23 protein-coding genes are annotated in these 24,273 nt (G+C 73.2%); 15 read left to right on the forward strand and 8 right to left on the reverse strand.

Annotated elements, in window-relative coordinates; all coding sequences use genetic code 11:
* Position 1: 1 nt before the first annotated feature.
* The 3 genes from CMS_RS05595 to CMS_RS05600 all read right to left on the reverse strand — a co-directional run bounded on the left by CMS_RS05595 (position 2) and on the right by CMS_RS05600 (position 857).
* Positions 2 to 286, reverse strand: a complete 285-nt coding sequence (locus CMS_RS05595; RefSeq protein WP_041464452.1) for a hypothetical protein — start codon at positions 284 to 286, stop codon at positions 2 to 4.
* A 102-nt stretch (positions 287 to 388) separates the two neighbouring features.
* Positions 389 to 544 carry a hypothetical protein gene (locus CMS_RS17465; protein ID WP_012298530.1) on the reverse strand — a complete coding sequence of 52 codons (156 nt, stop codon included), beginning with the start codon at positions 542 to 544 and terminating at the stop codon, positions 389 to 391.
* Between the two features lies 1 nt (position 545).
* On the reverse strand, positions 546 to 857 hold the full coding sequence (locus tag CMS_RS05600; protein ID WP_041464453.1) for a hypothetical protein: 312 nt from the start codon (positions 855 to 857) through the stop codon (positions 546 to 548).
* Between the two features lie 212 nt (positions 858 to 1,069).
* Between CMS_RS05600 and CMS_RS05605 the strand changes: the two genes are divergently transcribed.
* From CMS_RS05605 to CMS_RS05615, 3 genes are read left to right on the forward strand one after another with little or no spacing between them, the layout of a single operon-like run.
* Positions 1,070 to 2,656, forward strand: coding sequence for a pyridoxal phosphate-dependent decarboxylase family protein (locus CMS_RS05605; RefSeq protein WP_012298532.1), 1,587 nt, complete (start codon positions 1,070 to 1,072; stop codon positions 2,654 to 2,656).
* Positions 2,653 to 4,035: a lysine N(6)-hydroxylase/L-ornithine N(5)-oxygenase family protein gene (locus tag CMS_RS05610; protein WP_012298533.1), complete on the forward strand. Its 1,383-nt coding sequence runs from the start codon at positions 2,653 to 2,655 to the stop codon at positions 4,033 to 4,035. The genes CMS_RS05605 and CMS_RS05610 overlap by 4 nt, the downstream gene beginning before the upstream one ends.
* On the forward strand, positions 4,032 to 6,545 hold the full coding sequence (locus CMS_RS05615; protein ID WP_012298534.1) for a GNAT family N-acetyltransferase: 2,514 nt from the start codon (positions 4,032 to 4,034) through the stop codon (positions 6,543 to 6,545). Before CMS_RS05610 ends, CMS_RS05615 begins: the two co-directional genes overlap by 4 nt.
* 87 nt (positions 6,546 to 6,632) lie before the next feature.
* On the opposite strand, the gene CMS_RS05620 is transcribed toward CMS_RS05615, so the two are convergent.
* Positions 6,633 to 7,097: an Hsp20/alpha crystallin family protein gene (locus CMS_RS05620; RefSeq protein WP_012298535.1), complete on the reverse strand. Its 465-nt coding sequence runs from the start codon at positions 7,095 to 7,097 to the stop codon at positions 6,633 to 6,635.
* 135 nt (positions 7,098 to 7,232) lie between these two features.
* Positions 7,233 to 7,583 (reverse strand): hypothetical protein, encoded by a 351-nt coding sequence (locus CMS_RS05625; protein ID WP_041464454.1) that lies wholly within the window; start codon positions 7,581 to 7,583, stop codon positions 7,233 to 7,235.
* Positions 7,584 to 7,712: 129 nt separating this feature from the next.
* Here CMS_RS05625 and CMS_RS05630 point away from each other — a divergent pair, with 129 nt between their 5' ends.
* From CMS_RS05630 to CMS_RS05645, 4 genes are all read left to right on the forward strand, one after another.
* Entirely contained in the window at positions 7,713 to 8,405 is a 693-nt protein-coding gene (locus CMS_RS05630) for an SDR family oxidoreductase (protein WP_012298537.1), read from the forward strand.
* Between the two features lie 115 nt (positions 8,406 to 8,520).
* Positions 8,521 to 9,171: a MarR family winged helix-turn-helix transcriptional regulator gene (locus CMS_RS05635; protein ID WP_012298538.1), complete on the forward strand. Its 651-nt coding sequence runs from the start codon at positions 8,521 to 8,523 to the stop codon at positions 9,169 to 9,171.
* Positions 9,168 to 10,112 carry an NmrA family NAD(P)-binding protein gene (locus CMS_RS05640; RefSeq protein WP_012298539.1) on the forward strand — a complete coding sequence of 315 codons (945 nt, stop codon included), beginning with the start codon at positions 9,168 to 9,170 and terminating at the stop codon, positions 10,110 to 10,112. Before CMS_RS05635 ends, CMS_RS05640 begins: the two co-directional genes overlap by 4 nt.
* 138 nt (positions 10,113 to 10,250) lie before the next feature.
* Positions 10,251 to 11,267 carry an NADP-dependent oxidoreductase gene (locus CMS_RS05645; RefSeq protein ID WP_012298540.1) on the forward strand — a complete coding sequence of 339 codons (1,017 nt, stop codon included), beginning with the start codon at positions 10,251 to 10,253 and terminating at the stop codon, positions 11,265 to 11,267.
* Here the strand turns inward: CMS_RS05645 and CMS_RS05650 are convergent.
* Positions 11,215 to 12,399: a YihY/virulence factor BrkB family protein gene (locus tag CMS_RS05650; RefSeq protein WP_012298541.1), complete on the reverse strand. Its 1,185-nt coding sequence runs from the start codon at positions 12,397 to 12,399 to the stop codon at positions 11,215 to 11,217. The genes CMS_RS05645 and CMS_RS05650 overlap by 53 nt on opposite strands.
* 91 nt (positions 12,400 to 12,490) lie before the next feature.
* On the opposite strand from CMS_RS05650, the gene CMS_RS05655 reads away from it, so the two are divergent.
* The 6 genes from CMS_RS05655 (at position 12,491) to CMS_RS05680 (ending at position 20,256) form a co-directional block, all read left to right on the forward strand.
* Positions 12,491 to 14,074, forward strand: a complete 1,584-nt coding sequence (locus CMS_RS05655; RefSeq protein WP_041464455.1) for a CYTH and CHAD domain-containing protein — start codon at positions 12,491 to 12,493, stop codon at positions 14,072 to 14,074.
* A 23-nt stretch (positions 14,075 to 14,097) separates the two neighbouring features.
* Positions 14,098 to 15,738, forward strand: a complete 1,641-nt coding sequence (locus CMS_RS05660; RefSeq protein ID WP_223842735.1) for a carboxylesterase/lipase family protein — start codon at positions 14,098 to 14,100, stop codon at positions 15,736 to 15,738.
* Positions 15,739 to 15,856: 118 nt separating this feature from the next.
* The gene (locus tag CMS_RS05665) at positions 15,857 to 17,038 is read left to right on the forward strand and encodes an inorganic phosphate transporter (protein WP_041464456.1); all 1,182 of its coding nucleotides are present in this window, start codon (positions 15,857 to 15,859) and stop codon (positions 17,036 to 17,038) included.
* A complete protein-coding gene (locus CMS_RS05670; RefSeq protein ID WP_012298545.1) occupies positions 17,035 to 17,286 on the forward strand; it encodes a hypothetical protein in 252 nt (83 codons plus the stop codon). Before CMS_RS05665 ends, CMS_RS05670 begins: the two co-directional genes overlap by 4 nt.
* Positions 17,287 to 17,407: 121 nt before the next feature.
* Positions 17,408 to 18,883: an NCS2 family permease gene (locus tag CMS_RS05675; protein WP_012298546.1), complete on the forward strand. Its 1,476-nt coding sequence runs from the start codon at positions 17,408 to 17,410 to the stop codon at positions 18,881 to 18,883.
* Positions 18,884 to 18,978: 95 nt separating this feature from the next.
* A complete protein-coding gene (locus CMS_RS05680; RefSeq protein ID WP_012298547.1) occupies positions 18,979 to 20,256 on the forward strand; it encodes an Nramp family divalent metal transporter in 1,278 nt (425 codons plus the stop codon).
* Between the two features lie 46 nt (positions 20,257 to 20,302).
* Here CMS_RS05680 and CMS_RS05685 read toward each other — a convergent pair whose 3' ends face one another.
* Positions 20,303 to 20,818, reverse strand: a complete 516-nt coding sequence (locus CMS_RS05685) for a GtrA family protein (RefSeq protein WP_012298548.1) — start codon at positions 20,816 to 20,818, stop codon at positions 20,303 to 20,305.
* A gap of 187 nt (positions 20,819 to 21,005) precedes the next feature.
* On the opposite strand from CMS_RS05685, the gene CMS_RS05690 reads away from it, so the two are divergent.
* A complete protein-coding gene (locus CMS_RS05690) occupies positions 21,006 to 21,752 on the forward strand; it encodes a polyprenol monophosphomannose synthase (protein ID WP_012298549.1) in 747 nt (248 codons plus the stop codon).
* Between the two features lie 40 nt (positions 21,753 to 21,792).
* On the opposite strand, the gene CMS_RS05695 is transcribed toward CMS_RS05690, so the two are convergent.
* On the reverse strand, positions 21,793 to 22,644 hold the full coding sequence (locus tag CMS_RS05695; RefSeq protein WP_012298550.1) for a DUF429 domain-containing protein: 852 nt from the start codon (positions 22,642 to 22,644) through the stop codon (positions 21,793 to 21,795).
* Between the two features lie 105 nt (positions 22,645 to 22,749).
* On the opposite strand from CMS_RS05695, the gene CMS_RS05700 reads away from it, so the two are divergent.
* Positions 22,750 to 24,267 carry an aspartate ammonia-lyase gene (locus tag CMS_RS05700; protein WP_012298551.1) on the forward strand — a complete coding sequence of 506 codons (1,518 nt, stop codon included), beginning with the start codon at positions 22,750 to 22,752 and terminating at the stop codon, positions 24,265 to 24,267.
* The last annotated feature ends 6 nt before the right edge of the window (positions 24,268 to 24,273 follow it).

Raw genomic sequence — 24,273 nt, forward strand, 5'->3', positions numbered from 1 at the left:
GTCACTCACCGGCCTCGGGCTTGGGGTGGCCGGGGATCGAGTCGCCGCTGAGGTTGAGCTCGGCGGGATCCACGTCGATCTCGCCCACGTCGTCGGGGCCTCCCGATCCGGGGAGCACCTGCACGTCGTCCGCGGCGGCGGGGACGTCGTCGGAGACGCCCTCGCTCTCGGTGATCTGCTGCTCCTGCTTGACGCGCGTGTCGTCCTCGCTGGGAGAGATGAAGTCCTTGTCCTGGTTGGTGTCTGAGGTGTCCGCGGGCTGGAGGCGCGGGTCGTCGGTGTCCATGCGTCCGACGCTACGCTCGGCCTCCAGCAGCGTGTGGCGGCGTTCAGGCAACGCGCATGTGCAGTGCCCGGAGCCCGTCGTGACGGCGCCTCCCGGGGTGGATCACTGGTCGTCGGGACCCTCGCCGAACGGGTCGGGGGTGTCCTCGCGCGCATCCTCCTCGGCGGCCTCCGCCTCCTCCGCGACCGAGTCGGCGTCGATGGGCGCGGGCTCGGCGAGCGGGTGACGCGGGGCGTCGGGGATGTGGGGATCCGTCACGTCAGCGGCCCTCGGGGTCGACGTGCCCGGATGCGTCGTCGGCGGGCGCGCTCATGTGGGAGTCGGACGCGGTGACCGCGCGGTTGTCGGGGACCGCCGGGTAGGCGGCGCTCGCGGGATCCGCGTCCTCGACCTCGGGGGTGTCCTCCTCCGCGTGCCCGTAGCCGGTGCCGTCGGGTGCGCGGACCGCGTCGCCGACGCCGGCGGGGGAGCCGTCGTCGCCGACCACGTCGTCCACGCTCACCAGCCCGTCAGGATCCCCGGGGCCGCGCCCGGTGCGGATGCCGTCTGCCTGCTCGTCGCGGTCGCTCATGCTCCCCACCCTACGAGCGTCGGGACTGCGGGAGACGTGTGCTCGACGCCCCCGAATCGGGGTCGCGAGAATGCCTCGCGGAGGGTCCCCGCGAGTCGTCGTCGGCCGGGTTGCGTTCCCGGCCGAGCACCTTCATATTAGGTGAGCCTTACCTAACCGCGCACGGTGCTCGTGACCCGGACACGGCTCCCCATCGAACCGACGAAGGACCCATGACCCTCTCCCCGCACGCCGCCCACCCGTCCGATCCGACGCTCGACGACCCCCGCGAAGACCCGCTCACGGCCGAGGCGGATCCCGCCGCCGAGCTCTTCTCCAACCGCTCCCTCGCCGGCTGGGACGCCGCCCTCCGGTCGGCCGCGGCTTACGTCCGCGCCGCCGCCCGCCGCGCCGACGGGCCGTTCACCGGCATCACGCCCGACCGGCTCCGCGGATCCTTCGCCGGGCTCGACCTCGACCGCCCGCTCGGCGGCCTCGACGACGCCCTCGACGAGCTCGACGACCTGTACCTCCGCGACGCGGTGTGGTTCCACGACCCGTCGTACGTCGCGCACCTCAACTGCCCGATCCTCATCCCGGCCATCGCGGGCGAACTCATCCTCTCGAGCGTCAACACGTCGATGGACACCTGGGACCAGAGCGCGGGCGCGACCCTCATCGAGCGTGCCCTCATCGACTGGACCGCGGGCCGCGCCGGCCTCGGCGACGAAGCGGACGGCGTGTTCACGAGCGGCGGCAGCCAGTCGAACCTCCAGGCGCTGCTGCTCGCCCGCGACGAGGCGGCGGCCGTGCACGGACTCGCACCCGGCGACCGGCAGCGGATGCGCATCCTCGTCAGCGACGTCGGGCACTTCAGCGTCGAGAAGAGCTCGCGGATCCTCGGCCTCGCCCCCGACGCGGTCGTCCGCGTGCCGAGCGACGACGCCAAGCGGATGCGGGTCGACGCCCTCGAGCGGGAGCTCGCGCGCTGCTACGCGGCGGGCCTCCTGCCCGTCGCCGTCGTGGCGACCGCCGGCACCACCGACTTCGGCAGCGTCGACCCGCTCCCCGCGATCGGGAACGTCTGCCGGCGCGAGGGGATCTGGCTCCACGTCGACGCCGCGTACGGCGGCGGCCTGCTCACCTCGCTCCGGCACCGGCACCTGCTCGACGGCATCGAGCGCGCCGACTCGGTGACCGTCGACTACCACAAGACCTTCTTCCAGCCCGTGAGCTCCAGCGCGCTGCTCGTGCGCGACGGCCGCACGCTCCGGCACGCGACGCTGCACGCCGACTACCTGAACCCGGCGGACCGCGCGCACGAGGAGATCCCGAACCAGGTCGACAAGTCGCTGCAGACCACGCGGCGCTTCGACGCGCTGAAGCTCTGGCTCACGTTGCGCACGGTGGGCGCCGACGGGGTGGGGCGGATGCTCGACGACGTCATCGCGCTCGCCGACCGCACGTGGTCGGCGCTGCGGCGGGACCCGGCGCTCGAGGTGGTGGTGCGGCCCGAGATCAGCGCGCTCGTGTTCCGGTACGTGCCGGCGGGGGAGCGGGACGGATCCGCGGGGCCGGACGCGGGGGCGCGCTCCGACGCCGTCAACCGCGGCATCCGGCAGGCGATCCAGGACTCGGGCCGCGCGATGGTCGCCGCGACCCGCGTGGGCGGGCGCGCGCACCTCAAGCTGACGCTGCTCAACCCCGCGACCACCGACGCGCACATCGCGGAGATCCTGCGGATGGTGGTGGCGGCGGGCGACGCGCTCGACGCCGGGCTGGGCTCGGATGCCCCTGCCGCCGCGGAGGCCGGCCGATGAGCGCCGCCGCTTCCGCCCCCGACCGCATCCACGACGTCGTCGTGATCGGCCTCGGCCCCGCGAACCTCGGGCTCGCCTGCCTCGCCGACCCGCTCGACGACCTCGACCTCGTCGTGCTCGAGCGGAAGCCCCGATTCGACTGGCACCCCGGCATGATGCTGCCGACCGCGCACCTGCAGACGCCGTTCCTGGCCGACCTCGTGACGCTCGCGGATCCGACCTCGCGCTTCTCGTTCCTCGCCTACCTCAAGGACACCGGGCGGCTGTACTCCTTCTACATCCGCGGGGACTTCTTCGTGCTGCGCAGCGAGTACGTCGCGTACTGCCGGTGGGCGGCGGAGCGGGCGCGCGGCATCGAGCTCGACCGCGACGTGCGGGCGATCCGCTACGACGAGACCAGCGGCGCGTACGTCGTCGAGTCGGTCGACGCCGCGGGCACCGCGCACGTGCACCGCGGACGGAACCTCGTGGTCGGCGTGGGCACGCCGCCCTGGCTGCCCGAGGCCGTGCGCGACCTGCCGGGTGTCGTGCACAGCTCCGGCTACCTCGGCGCGAAGGCCGCGCTGCAGGAGCGGGACGCGATCACGGTGGTCGGAAGCGGGCAGAGCGCGGCGGAGATCTACCGCGACCTCCTCGAGGACGTGGACTCCCGCGGCTACCGGCTCGACTGGATCACGCGCTCGCCGCGGTTCTTCCCACTCGAGTACACGCGCCTGACGCTGGAGATGACGAGCCCCGAGTACAGCGACCACTTCTTCGGCCTGCCCGCCGACGCCCGCGACATGCTGCTGCGCGAGCAGCGGAACCTCTACAAGGGGATCGACTCGGAGCTCATCGACGAGATCTTCCACACGCTCTACCGGAAGCGGCTCGCCTTCGACGCGCTGCGGGCGGAGGGGCGGCTCGCGCCGGGCGGCGACGCGGGATCCGGCGTGCCGACCCGGCTGCTGACGAACGCGGAGGTCGTGTCGGCGCGGCCGACGCCTGACGGCGGCGCGGTCCTCGGGCTGCGGCATGCGGAGACGGGCGCCGAGCGCGACTGGCCGACGGGCGCGGTGATCATGGCGAGCGGGTACGACGCATCGGCGCCGCGGATCCTCGACGGGCTCGGCGACCGCGTGCACCGCGACGCGCGCGGCCGCCTCGACGTGGCGCGCGAGCACACGGTCGACGACGCCGGGACGCTCTTCGTGCAGAACGCGGAGGTGCACACGCACGGCTTCGTCGCGCCCGACCTCGGCATGACCGCGCACCGCAACTCGCGGATCCTGCGTGCCATCACGGGGCGTGAGGACTACGCGGTGGAGGAGCGGATCGCGTTCCAGGAGTTCGGGCTGCCCGACGACGTGCCTGCGGCCGGATCGGGGGTGCTCGCATGAGCGCGCCCGCCCTCGAGGCGTCCGCCACCACGCCGCCCGCCGAGTCCATCGCCTACGTGCTCGACCTGCGCCCGCTCGAGCCGGACGCCGACGCCGCGCTCATCCACTCCTGGGTCACGGCCCCGCGCGCCCGCTTCTGGCAGATGGAGCACGCGACGCTCGACGACGTGCGGGCCGAGTACGCGTCCATCGCGGCGGATCCGCGGCGCGAGGCCTGGATCGGCCTCCACGACGGCGCGCCCGCGTTCCTCGTCGAGGCCTACGACCCGGCCGAGGACCCCATCGGCGCGCACCTCGATCCGCTGCCGGGCGACCGCGGCATGCACCTGCTCGTCGCCCCGCCCGCGGGCGATCCGCTGCCCGGCTTCACGACCGCCGTGATGCGGCACGTCGTCGCGCGCCTGCTCCGGGATCCGGCCGTGCGGCGCCTCGTCGTCGAGCCCGACGTCCGCAACACCCGGATCCAGCGCCTCAACGAGCTCGTCGGCTTCCGGCCGCTCCGCGTCGTCGACCTCGGCACGAAGCACGCGCTCCTCAGCGTCGCCACGCGCGACGACGCCCTTCTGCACGCCACCCCCACGGACGGACCCGCCATGACCCTGACCCCCGACCGCACGCGCGACGCGCACCCCGAGACCCGGCCCGCCGCCGCGTCGAGGGCCTCCGAGCCAAATCCGCGCGTCCACCCCGCCGCGCACCTCCGCCCCGACGTCTGGGCCGCCGCCACCCGCCACCTCGTGCGCAAGGCGCTCGCCGAGTTCGCGCACGAGCTGCTCATCGCGCCGGAGCGCGTGGACCCGGAGCTGGCGCCCGGCGAGCCCCGCCGCCCGCACGACCCGAGGCGCTGGGCCGAGTACCGCGTCGCGAGCGCCGACGGCCGGAGCCGCTACGAGTACCGCGCCCGGATCCTCGAGCTCGACCACTGGGACGTCGACGAGGCGAGCGTCCGCCGGACGGTCGACGGCCTGCCCGCCGAGCTCGACGCGACCGACCTCGTGCTCGACCTGCGCGACCGGCTCGGGATCACCGACGACGTCCTGCCCGTCTACCTCGACGAGATCCAGAGCACGCTGTCGGCCGCCGCGTTCTCGCGCCTCCGCGACGTGCCCGACGCGCGGGGCCTTCTCACGGCGTCCTACGCTGAGGTCGAGTCGACGATGGACGAGGGCCACCCCTGCTTCGTCGCGACCAACGGCCGCATCGGCTTCGACCTCGACGACCACGACCGGTACGCGCCCGAGGCGGGCGCCGACGTGCGGATCCTCTGGCTCGCCGTGAACGCGCGGCTCGCCCGCTTCACCGCCATCGACGGCCTCGACCGGGAGGCGTTCCTCGACGCGGAGCTCGGCGGATCCGCCCGTGCCCGCTTCCGCGCGCGCATGGAGGCGCTCGGCGTCGACCCCGCCGAGCGCGTGCTCGTGCCGGTGCACCCGTGGCAGTGGGAGAACGTGGTCACGGTGACCTTCGCGGGTCTCGTCGCGCGGAGGGACATCGTGCTCCTCGGCACGGGCGACGACGAGTACGGCGCGCAGCAGTCGATCCGCACGTGGGCCAACCGCACGAGCCCCGAGCGCTGCTACGTCAAGACCTCGCTGTCGATCCTCAACATGGGCTTCACGCGCGGCCTCTCGCCGGCGTACATGGCGGTGACCCCCGCGATCAACGACTGGGTGCACGCGCTCGTCACGGGCGATGCGGAGTTCGCGCGGCTCGGCTTCGGGATCCTCCGCGAGGTCGCCGCGGTCGGCGTGCGCGACGAGCGGGTCGACGCCGCGCTGCCGCCCGGCCACTCCCACGGCAAGATGCTGTCCGCGCTCTGGCGTGAGTCGCCCGTGCCCGGCCTCGCCGAGGGCGAGCGGCTGATGAGCATGACGAGCCTCCTGCACGTCGACGCGCACGGGGACACGGTGCTCGGCGCGCTGATCGATGCATCCGGCATCGGCGCGGCCGCGTGGCTGCGCCGCTGGCTCGACGCGTACCTCGTCCCGCTCGCGCACGCGCTCATCGCGCACGACCTGGCGTTCATGCCGCACGGCGAGAACGTGATCCTCGTGCTGCGCGACCATGTCGTCGTCCGCGTGCTGATGAAGGACATCGCCGAGGAGGTCGCCCTCTTCGACACCGAGCGCGAGCTGCCGGACGACGTGCGGCGGATCCGCATGGAGATCCCCGAGGACGAGCGCACCCTCACGGTCTTCACCGACGTGATGGACGGCTTCCTCCGCTTCGCCGCCGCGCTCCTCGAGGACCGGGACGACCTCGGCCCCGATGGCCTGTGGCGCGTGGCCGCGGAGGCGCTCGCCGACCACGAGCGCGCGCACCCGGAGCTCGCGGAGCGCTTCTCGCGCCTCGACCTCTTCGCGCCGTCGTTCGACCGCTCGTGCCTCAACCGCCTGCAGCTGCGCGACAACCGGCGGATGGTCGATCTGCAGGCGCCGGTGATGCAGATCCACGGCTCGCTGCGGAACCCGCTCGCCATCCACGCGGGCCTCCGGCCGCGCATCGACTGACCACCCGGCCCGCGCATGCGAGGAGCCGCCGCCCGCTGCTGCGGACGACGGCTCCTCGTCGTGTGGGCGCCTCGCGGCCCGGTCGGATCAGCTCGCGGCGTGCGCGCCCTGCTCGACGCGCAGCGTCTGACCGTCCTGGCCCTGGCCCTGCTGCTCGTCGGACGTGACCGCGATCTTGCGCGGCTTCGCCCGCTCGCTCACCGGGATGGTGACGCTCAGCACGCCGTTGGCGTAGTGCGCCGAGATGCGCTCGGTGTCGATGCCCTGGCCGAGCGTCAGCTGGCGGAGGAACGTGCCGGCGACGCGCTCGCGCGTGAGCCACCGCACGTTCTGGTCGCCGGCGAGCGTGCGCTCCGCGCGGATGGTCAGCAGCTGGCCGTCCACGTCGATGTCGACCGAGCCCGGGTCGATGCCCGGGAGGTCGGCGGCCAACACGTAGGTGTCGCCCTCGCGGTGCAGGTCGATGGGCATGGGCCGGTTCGCCTGGCGGGTCTCGGCGAGGGCGCCCATGGCGCGGTCCAGCTCGCGGAACGGATCGAAGGTCATGTTCATGCTCGACTCCTCACGATGATCTGCGGTGATGATCTGCGGGTTGAGCCCCCTCGGCTCAACTACGGCGAGATTAGCACTCGACGCAGGGGAGTGCCAAGCCGTTCGCCGAGGGCGAATGCGGCTCTCGCCACCGCTTCAGGAGCGTCGGCGCAGGTCGCGCTCCATGCGGCCGATGAGGGTCCACACCGCGCGCGAGAGGTCCGGGTGCTCCATGGCGATCCCGCGCAGCAGCCGGTACTCGAACCGCGCGACCACGCCGGGCTCGGTCGACGGATCGCGCACGCGGGCCAGCTCCTCGGCCATCCCGTCGGCCTCGAGCACGTCCTGCCGGAGCGTCGCGACCACGTGCTCGTCCACGGTCGGCAGCTGCGGGATCACCTCCCACGGGTCGTCGCCGTTCCGGCAACGGTGCTCGATCACGGCGTCCAGCTCGTCGCGGGCCTCCTGGCGCAGCACCTCGAGGCTGGCGGAGAAGCGGGCGTGCACGGGCGGATCCTCTCGGGCGGCGGGCCGCTCGGAGGCGGGTCCCTTCACGCTACGTCATGCCCCGGAGCACCCCCGACGGGATGGCCGGATGCCGTCGGTAGCCTGGAGGACCGCGACCCAGGAGGATCCATGACCGACACCGCCCGCCCTGTCGCCCTCGTCACGGGAGCCACCCGCGGCATCGGCCGCGCCGTCGCCGAAGACCTCGCCCGCACGCATCGCGTGATCGTGCACGGCCGCGACCGCGATGCCGTCGACGCGCTCGCCGCCTCCCTCACCGACGCCGTCGGCTGGGCGGCCGACCTCGCCGCGGGCGGCCTCACCGACCTCGTGCCGGGGCTCGACCGCCTCGACGTGCTCGTGCACTCGGCCGGCGTGATCGGCGGCGACGCGGTCGACGCGACGCCGGTGGAGGAGTGGCGCCGCGTGTTCGAGGTCAACGTGTTCGCGGTGGCCGAGGTGACACGCGTGCTCCTGCCCGCGCTCCGGGCGGCGAAGGGGCAGGTCGTGCTCGTGAACTCCGGATCCGGCTTCACGGCGAACCCCACCGGCGGCGTCTACGCGGGATCCAAGTTCGCCCTCCGCGCGCTCGGCGACGCCCTCCGCGAGGAGGAGCGCCCGAACGGCGTGCGCGTGTCGAGCGTGCACCCGGGCCGCGTCGCCACCGACATGCAGCGGGAGCTGCGCGCCAAGGAGGGCGGCGCGTACGACGAGACGCGCTACCTCGAGCCCGCATCCGTCGCGCGCGCCGTGCGCCTCGTGGTCGATCAGACCCGCGACGGCACGCTCGAGTCGGTGTCGCTGCGCCCGTTCGGGGGCTGATCCGGCGGACGACCGGACGCATCGGCCCCGTCGTCCGCGCGTGCGCCGAGCGCGATTCCTTACGTCTTGGAGATCGTCGTTGCGAGAGACGGTCTTCTGACGATACGTTCTCACCATGACCTCCCGCAGCGACGCCGACACCCGCGCCGACGCCCACGTGGACGCGTCCGGCGTCGACGCCCACGTGGACGCGTCCGGCGTCGACGCCTCCGGCATCGACTGGGGCTCCGGCGGCATCGAGACGCAGTTCGGCTGGTCCATCCAGGCCGTGTACCAGGGGTTCGTACGCACCGCGCAGGCCGCCGTGGCGCACGTCCCGGGCGGGCCGCGCGGCTACCAGGTGCTCGTCGCGATCACCACGGAGGAGCCGTCGTCGCAGCTCGCGCTCGCGCAGCGGCTCGGCATCGACAAGACGCAGATGACCTACGTGATCGACGCGCTCGCCGAGGGCGGGCACGTCGAGCGGCAGCTGCATCCGCGCGACCGCCGGATCCGCCAGGTCGTGCCGACCGACGCCGGGCGCTCCCTGCTCGCGACGGCGCGCGTCGCCCTCGGCGAGGTGGAGGACGGCCTGATGCGGGACCTCGACCCCGACGAGCGCGTCGCCCTCCGTCGCCTCCTCGCCCGCGTCGCGGTCGGCATCGGCGAGGCCGCCGGCCCCGCCGCGGAGCAGTCGGCCATCGTGGGCCTCGAGCAGCCCGTCGCCGCCCCCCATCGTTCGCGCCGACCGGCGCGCCGCACTCCCCGAGACGGAGAACCATCGTGACCACCTCTTCCCCCGCACCCGCATCCGGCCCCGTCGTCGTCGCCGGCGCGACCGGCGACATCGGCCGCCGCATCGTCCGCGAGCTCCTCGCGCAGGATGCCCGCGTCCGCGTCCTCACCCGCCCCGGCAGCACCGGCGCCGCCGAGACGTGGGGCGACGACCCGCGCGTCGAGGTCGTCGAGGCGGCCTACACCGACCGGGCCGCGCTGATCCGCGGGGTCGCCGGCGCGCGCGTCGTCGTCTCCGCCGTCAGCGGCGCCCGTGCGGTGATCGTGGGAGCGCAGCGCGCGCTCCTGTCGGCGGCGGTCGCGGCCGGCGTGCCGCGCTTCATCCCCTCGGACTACTCCTCCGACTACCGCCGCGTCACGCCCGGCACGAACCGCAACTTCGAGCTGCGGCGCGAGTTCGCGGCCGACCTCGACGCCGCGCCCATCCGGGCCACCTCGGTGCTCAACGGTGCGTTCGCCGACATGCTCACCGGGCAGGCGCCCATCGTGCTGTTCGACCGGCACCGCGTCCTCTACTGGTCGTCCGCCGACCAGGTGCTCGACTTCACCACCAAGGACGACACGGCCCGCGTGACGGCGCTCGTCGCGCTCGACGACGACGCGCCCCGCGTGGTCGAGGTGGCGGGGGACCGGGTGACGGCCCGCGACATCGCGCGCACCATGACGGAGATCACGGGCACGACGTTCCAGCTCCAGTGGGCCGGCACCACGGGCGTCCTCTCGACCGCGGCCAGGACGATGCGACGCGTCGGCCGCGACGAGCAGGAGACGTTCCCGGCCTGGCAGGGGATGCAGTACCTCGTGAGCATGTACAGCGGCGAGGCCGAGCTGCTGCACGTGGACCGCGAGCGGTTCGGCACGCACACCTGGACGAGCGTGCGCGACGTGCTCGCCGCGCACGTGGCGGAGCGGGGTGCGACCGCCGCCGCGTAGGCGACGCGCCCGGCCGCCGCGTCACGAGGCCACGGCTCGCTGGGTGCCGCGTCCAGCGGGCGGTGGAAGGGTGGGGCCGCGCCACGAGCGCCGCGGGCCGGCCGACCGACCGCCCGCACCCCAGAGCGAAGGAGACCCATGTCCGCACGCAGCATCCAGTGGCAGCTGGCGAAGCGCCCCACCGGCGAGCCCACCCCCGACGACGTCCGCCGCGTCGAGGTCGACCTCCCCGACCTGCAGGACGGCGAGGTCCGCGTCGAGAACGAGTTCATCTCCGTCGACCCCTACATGCGCGGCCGCATGAACGACGTGCCGTCCTACGTGCCGCCGTTCCAGCTCGACGAGGCCATGACCGGATCTGCCGTGGGCCGCGTCGTCGAGTCCCGCTCCGACGACCTCGCGGTCGGCACGCTCGTCAGCCACATGCTGGGCTGGCGCGACGTCGCCCAGGGCCAGGCCGGCGGCTTCCGCCCCGTCCCCGAGGTGCCCGGCGTGGCGTCCTCCGCCCACCTCGGCGTGCTCGGCCTGACGGGCCTCACCGCCTACGTCGGCCTCACCCGCATCGCGTCCATCAAGGAGGGCGACGTCGTCTTCGTGTCCGGCGCGGCCGGCGCTGTCGGCTCCATGGTGGGCCAGATCGCCCGCCTGCTCGGCGCCTCGCGCGTCGTCGGCAGCGCGGGATCGGCGGAGAAGGTCGAGCGCCTCACGTCGCACCTCGGCTTCGACGCCGCGTTCGACTACCACGGCGGCGACCTCGAGGCGAAGCTCGCGGAGGCGGCGCCCGACGGCATCGACCTCTACTTCGACAACGTCGGCGGCGACCACCTGTCCGCCGCGCTCGGCGCCCTGAAGGACTTCGGCCGCGTCGCCAACTGCGGCTCGATCTCGACCTACAACTCCACCGGCGAGGAGATCGCGATCCGCAACACGGGCCGCATCGTCACGCGCGGCCTCACTCTCCGCGGCTTCACCCTCGGCAACCACCAGGACCTCGCGCCCGAGTTCGCGTCGAAGATGGGCCCGTGGCTGTCCGAGGGCCGCATCACGGCCGACGAGACCGTGATCGACGGCATCGACCGCGCCTTCGAGGCGTTCACCGGCCTCATGCGCGGCGAGAACGTCGGGAAGATGGTCGTGCGGACCAGCGCCTCCTGACCCGCACCTCCCTCGTGTCGTCCTCGGGGAGCGTCGGCGGGGCATCCGCCCGGCGCTCCTCCGAGGCCGACGCGTCCGGTCCCGAACGCGCCTCGCGCAGGCGCCGCCCCTCGTCCTCGAGCAGGGCGCGGCGCCGCGCGAGCCGGTCCGCGCGGGTCGTGTCGCGCACGGGCAGCCGCAGCGCGTGCTCGGCGGGGATCCCCGCCTGCAGCTGCCTGGCGCGGATGATCTCCACGTCGAGCTCGCCGCCCAGCACGAGCGACAGGTTCCCGATGTACAGCCACAGCAGCAGCACGATCACCGCGCCGAGCACGCCGTAGGTCGACTCGTAGGTCGCGACGTGCGTCACGTAGGCGACGAACCCCGCCGTGCCGAGGCCCCATGCGACGATCGCGACCAGGCTGCCCCAGGTGAGCAGGTCCACACGACGGCGGCGGAGGTTCGGGGTCGCGGCGTACAGCACGCCGATGATCCCCGTCAGCAGCGCCACGAGCAGCGGCCACTTGACGACGGCCCACACCACGAGCGTCGTGTCGCCCAGGCCGAGCTGCTGCCCGAGCGCGCGGGCCCCTTCGTCGGTGAGCAGCAGCATGCCGACCATCACCACGCTCACGACGAGCAGCGCGATCGTCACCCCGAGCATCAGCGCCCGGTACTTCACGAGCGGCCGGCCCTCCTCGGTCTCCTGCACGCGGTTCATCGCGCGCCCGAACGCGGTGACGTACGCGGCCGAGGTCCAGAGCGCGCCGAGGAAGCTCACCGTGAAGGCGACGCCCGAGCGCGGTCCGTCGGCGAGCTGCTCGACCGGGTCGCGGATCACGTCGACGGCGGAGTCGCCCAGCACCGAGGTGAGCACGGCGAGCACGCCCTCGACGCCCGCGCGCGTGTCGCCGACCACGCCGATGAGGCTGAGCACCGCGACCGCCGCGGGGACGAGCGACAGCGTGGAGTAGAAGGTGAGGCTCGCGGTCATATCGATGCCGCGGTGCTTCATGAAGCCGTAGACCGCGCGGCGGCACGCGTACCAGCCGAGCTCGCGGCCGATGCGCTGCCGCCGGTGGAGGGCGGCCTCCTCGAGGTCGGCCCGCGGCGTGGCGTCGTCGGGCGCGACGTGACGGCGGCGGATGGGCATGTCGGCAAGTCTGACCCACGGCCGGGACTGCGGCGCTCCGGGCGACCGTCGGCGGCTGGCCGCGTCCGGCCGCGTGCGCTACACAGGGAGGATGGTGCACACATCCTCCGTCGAGATCGAGCGCAAGTACGACGTCCCCGACGGGGTGCCCGTCCCGGCCTTCGCCGGCATCGAGGGGATCGCCGAGGCGCGGTCCGCGGAGCCCGTGACGCTCGTGGCGGTCTACCTCGACACCGCCGACCACGCGCTCGCCGACCGCCGCATGATCCTCCGCCGCCGCGAGGGCGGGCACGACGCGGGCTGGCACGTCAAGCTCCCCGCCGACGGCGGCGAGGGCCGCACCGAGCTCGGCTGGCCGCTGCAGGACGGCGACGGCGACGACGGTGCGATCCCCGGCCCGGTGCTCGACCAGGTCGCCGTCCACGTGCGCGGCCGCGAGCTCACGCCGCTCGCGCGCCTCGAGACCGTCCGCACCACCGTCACGCTGCACGACGCCGACGGCCGCGCGGTCGCCGAGTTCGCCGACGACCGGGTCACCGGATCCGACGTCCGCGGCGGCACCGTGCGCGCCTGGCACGAGTGGGAGGTCGAGCTGCTGCCCGACGCGCCCGCGAAGCGCAAGCAGCGCACCGCGCTCCTCGACCGGATCGAGCGGCACGTGCTCGAGGTCGGCGCCCGCCCGTCCGACAGCGCGTCGAAGCTGGCCCGCGCGCTCGGCGCCGACGCGCTCGGCCGCCAGGCGCCCGCGGGTCCCGCGCTGCGGGATCCCGCGACCCTCACGCGGGAGAGCCCCGCGTCCGACGTCGCCCGCGCGATCCTCGCCCGCGGCGTGCGCGACCTCGTCGCCGCCGATCCGCGCGTGCGCGCCGACGAGCACGACGCCGTGCACCGGATGCGCGTCGCCGTCCGCCGCCTCCGCAGCGCCCTCCGCACCCACCAGGACGTGATCGACCCGGCCGCCACGGCGCCCGTCCGCGCCGAGCTCACGGCGCTCGGGGCCGTCCTCGGCGGCGCCCGCGACATGGAGGTGCTGCGCGACCGCGTCGTCTGGTCAGTGGTCGAGCACGACACGGGGACGGTCCCCGACCACGTCGGCGACGCCCTGCACGACGTCCTCGACGAGCGCTACCGCCGCGCCCGCGAGCGCGTGGTCCGGGCGCTCTCGTCCGCCCGCTACCTCGCGCTGCTCGACGACCTCGACGCCCTGGTCGCGGATCCGCCGCTCGCCCACGACGCCAGCTCCCCCGCGGGCCCCGCGCTCCACGCGGCCCTGCGCCGCGACGCCGAGCGGGTCGGCCGCCGGGCCGCGGTCGCGCAGGAGGCGGTCGGCGAGGCCGCGCGCACCGAGGCGCTGCACGAGGTCCGGAAGGCCGCCAAGCGCCTCCGCTACGCCGCGGAGGAGGTGAGCGGCCGCACCGTCACGGTGCTCGGCCGGAAGACGATGCGGCTCGCGACCGCGGCCGAGGAGGTGCACGACGAGCTCGGCGAGCACCGCGACGGCATCGCCATGCAGCGCATCCTCCGCGACGAGGCGAGGCGCCTCGCGGCGCGCGGCGAGGACGCGTTCGCGCTCGGCGTGCTGCACGAGGCCGAGCGGCTGCGCACCGAGTCGGCGCTCTGGCGGGCCGAGCGCGCGATCGAGCGCCTGCTCGCGACGGCCGTCCCGGGAGCGTGAGGGCGGACCGTAAACTCGATCGGGTGACCTCCGACGCCGACGTGCCCACCCCGGCGTACGACCCGTCGGAGCTCGACGTCGAGGTCACGGGCGGCACCGTCCGCGGCGTGCGCGAGCGGGGCATCGAGGCCTGGCGCGGCATCCCCTTCGCGGCCCCGCCCCGCGGCGACCTGCGATTCCGGGCCCCGCAGCCCGTCCTCGGCTGGGAGGGCGCGCGGTTCGCGCAGCACTTCGGCAAGGTCGCCCCGCAGGTCAGCGCGGGCGCCTTCATGGGCGCGCCGCAGGGCACGCCGATGGGGGAGGACTGCCTCACCGTCAACGTCATCGCTCCGTCCGGGCTCAGCCCCGACGCCGCGCGCGTCAACCGCGAGTCGCAGCTGCGGCCGGTCATGGTCTTCATCCACGGCGGCGCGTACGTCGTCGGATCCTCGCGCGAGAACCCGGTGCAGGGCGAGGGCCTCGTGCGCCAGGGCGGCATCGTCTACGTGAGCTTCAACTACCGGCTCGGCGCGCTCGGCTACCTCGACTTCAGCCGGTACTCCAGGCCTGATCGCCCCATCGAGTCGAACCTGGGCCTCCGCGACCAGGTGCAGGCGCTCCAGTGGGTGCGCGACAACATCCGCGCGTTCGGCGGGGATCCCGACAACGTCACGGTCTTCGGCGAGTCCGCGGGCGGCAACGCCGTCACGACGCTCATGGCCGTGCCCGCCGCGCACGGCCTGTTCGCCCGCGCAATCGCGCAGAGCTCGCCGACGAACGCCGTCTACCCGGCCGAGCAGACCGCGCGGTGGGCGGCCGAGTTCGTGGGCCTCCTCGCGGGTCGGGCGGGGCGCGCGCCCGACGACGCCGAAGCCGTCCGGCTGCTCACCGCCGCGAGCGCGTCCACGCTCGCCGCGGCGGCGAACGAGCTGATGGTTCGGACGCCCGACGAGGAGCCGGGCACCATCACGTTCAGCCCCGTCATCGACGGCGACGTGCTGCCGGAGCGCCCGCTCGACGCGTTCAAGCACGGCCGGGCCGCTCGCGTGCCGCTCATCATCGGCACCAACGAGCGCGAGGGATCCCTGTTCACCGGCCGCCTCGACATCCTCGCGACCACGCCGCCGCGCATCGAGGCCGTGTTCGCGAAGACCGACGAATCGCACCGCGCAGAGCTGGCGGCCCTCTACCCCGGCCTGCCGAAGCGCCGGGCCGCGCTCGACTTCGGCGGCGACTACGCCTTCTGGTTCCCGTCGATCAAGGTCGCCGAGCGGCACGCCCGCTACGCGCCCGTGCACTTCTACCGCTTCGACATCGCCCCGCGCCTCGTCCACCTCATGGGCCTCGACGCCACGCACGGCCTCGAGCTGTTCGCGCTGTTCGACCGCATGGACTCGATGCTCGGCCGCGGCATGACCCTGCTCGGCGGCCGGCGCGCGTTCGTCGCGGCGGGGGAGCGGATGCGCATCGCCTGGCTCCGCTTCGCGCAGGACGGCACCGTCGACGAGTCGTGGCCGCCGTACGTGGGCGGCGACGATGACGCGCCGGGCACCGGGGCGGCGGACGCGGACGCGGGGGCGTCGGGCGAGCGCGCGACCCTCGTGTTCGACGTGGTCGACCGCGTCGAGCACGACCCGCACGCCGAGCGTCGCGTCGCCTGGCGCGACTTCGTGCCGCACATCTGACCCTTCGGATCCGGCGCGAGATGTTCATCCGACCGTCATCCGCCGGACGCCCGTTCGAGCCCGGCGTATGCAGGCCGTTAGGATCGACGACTGTGACATCCGCTCGAGGGATCCGGTAGTGGATCTCACCCTCATCGTCGTCCTGGTCATCGCCCTGGCGCTGTTCTTCGACTTCACCAACGGCTTCCACGACACGGCGAACGCGATGGCGACCCCCATCGCGACGGGTGCCCTGAAGCCGCGGGTGGCCGTCGCGATCGCCGCGGTCCTCAACCTCGTGGGCGCGTTCCTCAGCACCGAGGTCGCGAAGACCGTCTCCGGAGGCATCATCCGCGAGGGCGACGGCGGCGTGCAGATCACGCCGACCATGATCTTCGCGGGGCTCATGGGTGCCATCGTCTGGAACCTCGTCACCTGGCTCCGCGGACTGCCGTCGAGCTCGAGCCACGCGCTGTTCGGCGGGCTCATCGGCGCGGCGGTCGTCGGCGCGGGGCTCGGCTCGGTCGACTTCGGCGTGGTGCTGTCGAAGGTGATCCTCCCGGCGCTGCTCGCCCCCGTGATCGCCGGCCTCATCGCGTACACGACCACCAAGCTCGCCTACTCGATCACGCGCCGCTCGAGCGGCCCGAACGAGCGCGGCGGCTTCCGCTACGGCCAGATCTTCACCTCGTCGCTCGTGGCCCTCGCGCACGGCACCAACGACGCGCAGAAGACCATGGGCATCATCACCCTCACGCTCATCGCGGGCGGGGTGCAGGCCGCGGGCTCCGGCCCGGAGTTCTGGGTCATCGCGGTCTGCGCCGTCGCCATCGCCCTCGGCACCTACATGGGCGGCTGGCGCATCATCCGCACGATGGGATCCGGCCTCACCGAGGTCAAGCCCGCGCAGGGGTTCAGCGCCGAGGCTTCGACCGCGGCCACCATCCTCGCGTCGAGCCACCTCGGCTTCGCGCTCTCGACCACGCAGGTCGCGTCGGGATCCGTCATCGGCTCGGGCCTCGGCCGCCGCGGCGCGTCCGTGCGCTGGAACACGGTGGGGAAGATCGCGCTCGGCTGGCTGCTCACGCTGCCGTCGGCCGCCGTCGTGGGCGCCCTCGCGGCCTTCATCGCGAGCACCGGCACGGTCGGCTTCGTCATCGACGCGGTCGTCGGCGTCGCCGTCATCGTCTGGATCTTCTGGCGCTCGCGCCGGAACGCGGTCGACGCCCGCAACGCCATCGTCGAGGTCGACGCCGCCGGATTCGCGGTGCGCGGACGCAAGGCCACCAAGGCCGCCCGGAAGGCCAGGGAGGCCGCATGATCGACTGGAGCGCGTTCCTCGTCGTCGCCGTGGCGGCCCTCGTGGGCGCCGTCGCGGTGGTGTGCCTCTTCTCCCTCGGCGTGCGGCTGCTGGCCGTCGGCACCGAGTACGACGACGAGGGCGACAAGGTCTCGGTGACGGGCATCCGCCCGCAGGCCGCGACCGTCGGCGGCTACGTCTGCTTCGCCCTCAGCGGCCTCGCCGTGCTCTACGGCGTGTACCTGATCATCCCGGCCCTCCACTCCTGACCGCGGGGCGCCGCGATCCGGGCTGGTCCCGGCCGCGCGCCCGCCCCTAGGCTCGATCCCGTCCCGACAAGGTCGTCGGCTCCCTCCCTCCCCGTCGCCCGACCCCTCGCGGAAGAAGCCCATGACCGAAGCGCGCACGTCGTCCCCCGCCCCCGAGACCACGGGAGGGCGCGGCGCGCTCGACCGGTTCTTCGAGATCACGAAGCGCGGATCCACCTACGCCCGTGAGATCCGCGGCGGCGTCCTCACGTTCGTGACGATGGCCTACATCGTCGTGCTCAACCCGCTGATCCTCGGCGGCTTCAGCGCCGACCAGGCCACGCTCGACGTGGACGGCAACTGGCTGCGCGCCTCGCAGGTGGGCGCCGCGACGGCCCTCACCGCGGGCGTCATGACCATCCTGTTCGGCCTCGTCGCGCGCCTCCCGTTCGCGTTCGCAGCGGGCCTCGGCATCAACTCGTTCCTCGCGGTCAGCGTGGTCGGCGAGGTCACCTGGCCGGAGGCGATGGGCCTCGTGGTCATCAACGGCCTCGTGATCGTGCTGCTCGCCACCACGGGCCTCCGCACGCTGATCTTCCGGGCCGTCCCGCGGGAGCTCAAGACCGCCATCACGGTGGGCATCGGCCTCTTCATCGCGTTCATCGGCTTCGTCGACTCCGGCTTCGTGCGCGGCACGGGCGTGCCGGCGTCGCCGCTCGCGCTCGGGATCGACGGGTCCATCGCGTCGCTGCCGACCGTCGTCTTCATCCTCGGCCTCGTGATCATGGGCGTGCTCATGGCCCGCCGCGTGCCCGGCGCGCTCCTCATCGGCATCGTCGCGACCACGCTCATCGCCATCGTCGTGGAGCAGGTCTTCCACATCGGCCCGTCGAACACCTCGGGCGCCACCGGCTGGAACCTCAACGCGCCCGTGCTGCCCGGCACGCCCGTCTCGCTGCCCGACCTCGGCCTCGTCGGCGCGTTCGACTTCGGCGCGTTCGGCCGCATCGGGATCATCTCCAGCCTGATGCTCGTCTTCACGCTGGTCTTCACGAACTTCTTCGACGCCATGGGGGCCATGACGGGCCTCGCGAAGGCCGCCGACCTCTCCGACGAGCGCGGCGACTTCCCCCGCCTGAAGGGCGCGCTGGTCGTCGAGGGCTTCGGCGCGGTCGCCGGCGGCGCCACCTCGAGCTCGTCGAACACGGTGTTCATCGAGTCGGCGTCCGGTATCGGCGAGGGCGCCCGCACGGGCCTCGCGTCGATGGTCACGGGCGTGCTCTTCCTCCTCGCGATGTTCTTCACGCCGCTCACGCAGGTCGTGCCGCTCGAGGTCGCGGCCGCCGCGCTGGTGATCGTCGGCACGCTCATGGCGTCGCAGATCCGCGACATCGTGTGGACGGACTTCTCGGTCGCGCTGCCCGTGTTCCTCACCGTGCTCGTCATGCCGCTCACGTACTCGATCGCCAACGGCATCGGCGTCGGCTTCCTCTCCTGGGTGCTCGTGCGCTCGTTCTCGGGCCGCGCGCGCGAGGTCTCGCCGCTGCTCTGGGTCGTCTCCGCGGGGTTCCTGATCTTCTTCGCGCGCGGGCCGATCGAGCAGCTGCTGGGCGTCTGATCCCCGGGCTTCGCGCGATCGCCAGAGGGCGCGCGACGCCCAGCCCTGCGTAAGGTGGGACGGGACCCCCTTCGACGACGCACGGGAGCCCGCTCATGACCGACCTCGACACGCGCGGCGACGTCCGCGGACCCCAGGAGTCGGCCAAGCGCTGGCGCATCGTCGGACCCGGCCTCGTGGTCGCCGCGACCGGCATCGGCGCGGGCGACCTCGTCGCGACGCTGGTGGCCGGATCCCGTTTCGGCTACGCCCTGCTCTGGGCCGCGGTCCTCGGCGTGATCATCAAGATCTTCCTGGTGGAGGGCGCCGGCCGGTACTCGCTCGCGACGGGCAGGACGATCTTCGAGGGCTGGCGCACGGTCGGCCGCTGGACCACCTGGTACTTCGGGCCGTACATCCTCATCTGGGGCCTGGTCTACGGCGCCGCCGCGATGAGCTCGTCGGCGCTCCCGCTCGCAGCGCTCTTCCCGGGCGTCGACCTCAAGGTGTTCGCCATCGCATGCGGCCTGGCGGGCGCCGTCGTGGTCTGGTTCGGGCGCTACTCGGCGTTCGAGAAGATCATCGCGGTGTTCGTCGGGCTGATGTTCGTGACCGTCGTGGGCGCCGCCGTCGTCACCGTGCCGAACGTGCCGGCGCTCCTCACGGGCCTCGTGCCCACCGTCCCCGAGGGTGGCCTCGTCGTCGCGCTCAGCATCGCGGGCGGCGTCGGCGGCACCATCACGCTCGCGGCCTACGGCTACTGGCTGCGCGAGAAGGGCTGGGTGGCGCCCCGCTGGATGAAGGTCATGCGCATCGACAACTCCGTCGCCTACGTGATGAGCGGGATCTTCGTGCTGTCCATGCTCGTGGTCGGCGCGGAGCTCCTGTACTCCGCCGACATCGCCCTGGCCGACGGCGAGGGCGGGCTCGTGCAGCTCGCCGACGTGCTGGGGGAGCGCTACGGCGCGTTCATGACGTGGTTCTTCCTGCTCGGGTTCTTCGCCACGTCATTCTCCTCGATCCTCGGCGTGTGGAACGGCGTCTCGCTCATGTTCGCCGACTTCCTCGGCACCGTCCGCGGCCTCGACGTCGAGGACCCGCGCCGTCGCCTCGGCGGCAGCTACTACCGGGCGTTCATCGTCTGGCTGACGATCCCGCCCATCGGCCTGCTCTTCCTCGACCAGCCGATCGGCCTGATCATCGCGTACGGCGTGCTCGGCGCCCTCTTCATGCCGTTCCTCGCGATCACGCTGCTCGTGCTCCTCAACACCGACCGCACGCCGCGCGCGTGGCGGAACCGGCCGCTCAGCAACACGGTGATGGGCCTCTCGGCGCTGCTGTTCGTGGTGCTCGGCATACAGCAGCTCGTGACGGAGGTCGGGAAGCTGCTGTAGCCGGTGCCGCGGGCCGGGCCGGGCCGGGCTGCTCGGCTCGGTCGGCTCAGTCGGCGGACGCGGACTGGCGGACGGCGCGGGAGCCGGCGTCGTCGGCCGCGGCCTCGGCGGCGGGCGCCGGCGTCCGGAACACCACGAGCCGGTAGAGCGTGAAGTTCCACACGAGGCCGATGAGCACGGCCGTGGCCTTCGCGATGTTGATCTCGAGGAACTCCTGCTCGGCGCTCGTGCCGAACATGAGCAGCGAGCGGCCGAAGGTCGTGTCGAAGCCGCGCTCGAAGAGCCAGATCACGCCGCTCTGCAGCAGCAGCGAGCTGAAGCCCGTGACCGCGAAGAACTTGAGGAACCGGCGCATCGTCACGGGCTCGCCGTGGCGGAACACGAAGAAGTGGTTGAGGAAGTACGAGATGGTGATGCCGACCGTGACCGAGATGAGGTTCGCGGCGAGGACGGGCATGTGCGCCGCGAGGATCAGCGCGTTGAGCAGCACGAAGTCGAGACCCGTGTTGAGGAGGCCGGCGATGAGGAAGCGGACGCGGCGGTCGGCGAGGAGCTTGGTCACGCTGATCCTCCCGGGCGGTCGCCGGTCGGTTCGGCGGTGCGCCCGGAGTCTGAGCACCGGGCCACACGAAGTGTAACAAGGCGATAACGGGCGACGCCCGTCCGGAGCGGTCCGATCGGCGGTCGCTGGCTAGACTCGACGAGGCCCGGATCCGGGTCATCCCCGATTCGGAGACGGAACCACCAGCTTGAGCAGTCTCACGATCGTGATCCCCACCTACGAGGAGGCGCGCAACGTCGGGGAGCTGCTGCCCCGCCTCGCGGCCATGGCGGGCCAGAACCCCGACTTCCGGATCACGGCCATGATCGTCGACGACTCCTCGCCCGACGGCACCGCCGACCTTGTCCGGTCGCTCGCGCCGAGCGTCGAGACCGACACGTTCCGCGTGCGCGTCGAGACCCGCGCGGAGAAGGCCGGCCTCGGCGCGGCCTACATCTGGGCCTTCGAGAAGCTGCTCGGGGCCGACGAGCCGCCGACCCACATCCTGCAGATGGACGCCGACCTCTCGCACGACCCCGCCTACATCACGGAGATGCTGCGCCGGGTGCGCGGCGGCGCCGACCTCGTGGTCGCCTCGCGCTACATCCGGGGCGGCGCGACGCCCGACTGGGACCTCAAGCGCCGGTTCCTCAGCGTCGGCGGCAACCTCTACACGCGCCTGTTCCTCGGCTCCCGCATCACGGACTACACGGGCGGCTTCAACCTCTACGAGACGCAGCTGCTGCGGCGGATCAGGCCCTCCACCATCACGACCACGGGCTACGGCTTCCAGATCGAGATGAAGCAGCGCGCGCTGAAGACCGCGAAGCGTCCCACCGAGGTGGCGATCGTGTTCATGGACCGCACCGAGGGCGAGTCGAAGATCCCGAGCGACACGCTCGTGAAGAACCTGCTGCTCGTTCTGCAGCTGCGCTTCGGGCTGCGCCGGGGCTGACGCGTCCGATCGCCGGCTAGCCCGCTAGTCGGATCGCCCGCTAGCCCGCGGGAGCGGACAGCGGATCGCCGGGCGCGCGCTGGTGCGGGCGCGCCGGCGCGATGATCGTGCCGCGCCGGCCGTGCTCGTCGACCACCGGGTCCGTCGCGCCCAGCACCTGCGAGCGCGCGAGCCCGTGCCGGGCCCAGTACGCGGCGGTCCAGGCGCAGATGAGGCCGTCGAGCAGGTCCTCGAGGTGCTTGTGCTGCCGCTCCACGATCGCCGGGCCGTCGGCGACGAGCGCGGCCGCGCGCGGGTGCGTCGTCACGTCGAGCGGCGGATCCGCGTGTGCGAGCCCCGCGACCGCGTCGAGCACCACGCGGAACTCGGCCGCCCGGTGGGGGCGCCGCTCGGCCGTCGCGAGCAGCGGCGCGAGGCGCTTGTAGCGCGGCTTCACGCCCGCGAACCCGAGCTCGGGCGCGCCCACGAGCGTCGTGTAGGGGTAGCACTCGAGCATCGTGCGGGCGCCCGCGTCGCGCGCGGCGCCGGACCCGTCGTCGTACTCCCAGCCCGCCGCCTCCAGCCTCCGCCGCAGCACGACCGCGCCCTGCGCCGGTCGGCCCGTGTTCGACGGGTACGCGGAGATGCCGAGGCGGCCGTAGCGCGAGGCGACCTCCTTCTCGGCGAGGCGGCTGCCCGTGGCGTTGGCGACGACCAGCGGTCCGTCGACCGCGGCGACCGCTCCCGGGTCCTCCCAGCGGGCGACCCAGGCGACCACCTCGTCGATCCCGCGGGCGGTCGTGAGGTCGAGCACACGGCCCGAGGCGTCGATGCACGCGAGCCCCGTCTCGCGCGCCGGCCGGGTCGCGGTGCCCTCCGCCCAGGCGAGGTCGATCCCGAGGAAGCGGCGCATCCGACGAGCCTATCCGCGGCCCCGGGCGGCCTCGGAGGTGCGCGACCCCGCTAGTAGGGTCGAAGGGCCCTCATGCCACGAGCGACGAGACGATGGAGCCTCCACATGACCCCTGTCAGCCCGAACGACGACCGCATCCCGACCTCGGACGGCCACCCCGTCCGCACCGAGACCGACAGCCTGGGGAGCATGGACGTCCCCGCCGACGCCTACTGGGGGATCCACACGGCGCGCGCGCTCGACAACTTCCCCATCAGCCTGCGGCCGCTCAGCGTCTACCCGGAGTTCGTCGTCGCGCTCGCGCAGGTGAAGCAGGCCGCGGCCCGCGCCAACGTGCAGATCGGCGTGCTCGATGCGCGGAAGGCGAAGCAGATCGACGAGGTCTGCACCGAGATCATCGCCGGGCACCTGCACGACCAGTTCGTGGTCGGCGTGATCCAGGGCGGCGCCGGCACGAGCACCAACATGAACACCAACGAGGTCATCGCGAACCGCGCCCTCGAGCGGGCCGGCCACGCGCTCGGCGACTACCAGCACATGCACCCGCTCGACGACGTGAACCGCAGCCAGTCGACGAACGACACGTACCCGACCGCGCTCAAGGTCGCCCTCATCCACTCGCTGCTGCAGACGCTCGACGAGCTCGACCTGCTGCGCCGCTCGTTCCTCGCGAAGGGCGCGCAGTTCTCGCAGGTGCTGAAGGTCGGGCGCACTCAGCTGCAGGACGCCGTGCCCATGACGCTCGGCCAGGAGTTCCACGGCTTCGCCACCACGCTCGAGGAGGACCACGCGCGGCTCGGGGAGCTCGTGCCGCTCTTGTCGGAGATCAACCTGGGCGCCACGGCGATCGGCACGGGCATCACGGCGGATCCGAACTACGCGGCCGCCGTGCGCGGGCACCTCAGCGCCATCACGGGCTACACGCTCGTGACCGCGAGCGACCTCATCGAGGCGACGAGCGACGCGGGCGTCTTCATGACGCTGTCGTCGACGCTCAAGCGCGGCGCCATCAAGCTGTCGAAGATCTGCAACGATCTCCGGCTGCTGTCGTCGGGGCCGCAGGCGGGGCTCGGCGAGATCAACCTGCCGCCGCGGCAGGCGGGATCCAGCATCATGCCGGGCAAGGTCAATCCCGTGATCCCCGAGGTCGTCAACCAGGTCGCGTTCTCCATCGCCGGCGCCGACGTGACGGTGACCATGGCGGCCGAGGGCGGGCAGCTGCAGCTCAACGCGTTCGAGCCGGTCATCGCGCACTCGCTGCTGCAGTCGCTGAGCTGGCTGCGGAACGCGGCGAAGACGCTGCGTGTGAACTGCATCGACGGGATCACCGCCAACACCGAGCGGCTCGCGGCGCAGGTGGAGTCGTCGGTGGGCGTCGTCACCGCGCTCACGCCGTACATCGGCTACGCCGCGTCCTCCAGCCTCGCGAAGACGGCGCTCATGACGAGCGCGTCGATCCCGGACCTCGTCGTCGAGGCGGGGCTCATGACGCGGACGCAGGTGGAGAAGATCCTCGCGCCCGACCGGCTCTCGGGCCTCGAGCCCGTGACGGCGGCCATGTCCGTGATCACGCCGGAGATGCTCGCGGCGCATGCGGCCGAGGAGGGCGGGCAGGCCGACTGACCCGCC

It is taken from the genome of Clavibacter sepedonicus, from assembly GCF_000069225.1.
Classification (GTDB): domain Bacteria; phylum Actinomycetota; class Actinomycetes; order Actinomycetales; family Microbacteriaceae; genus Clavibacter; species Clavibacter sepedonicus.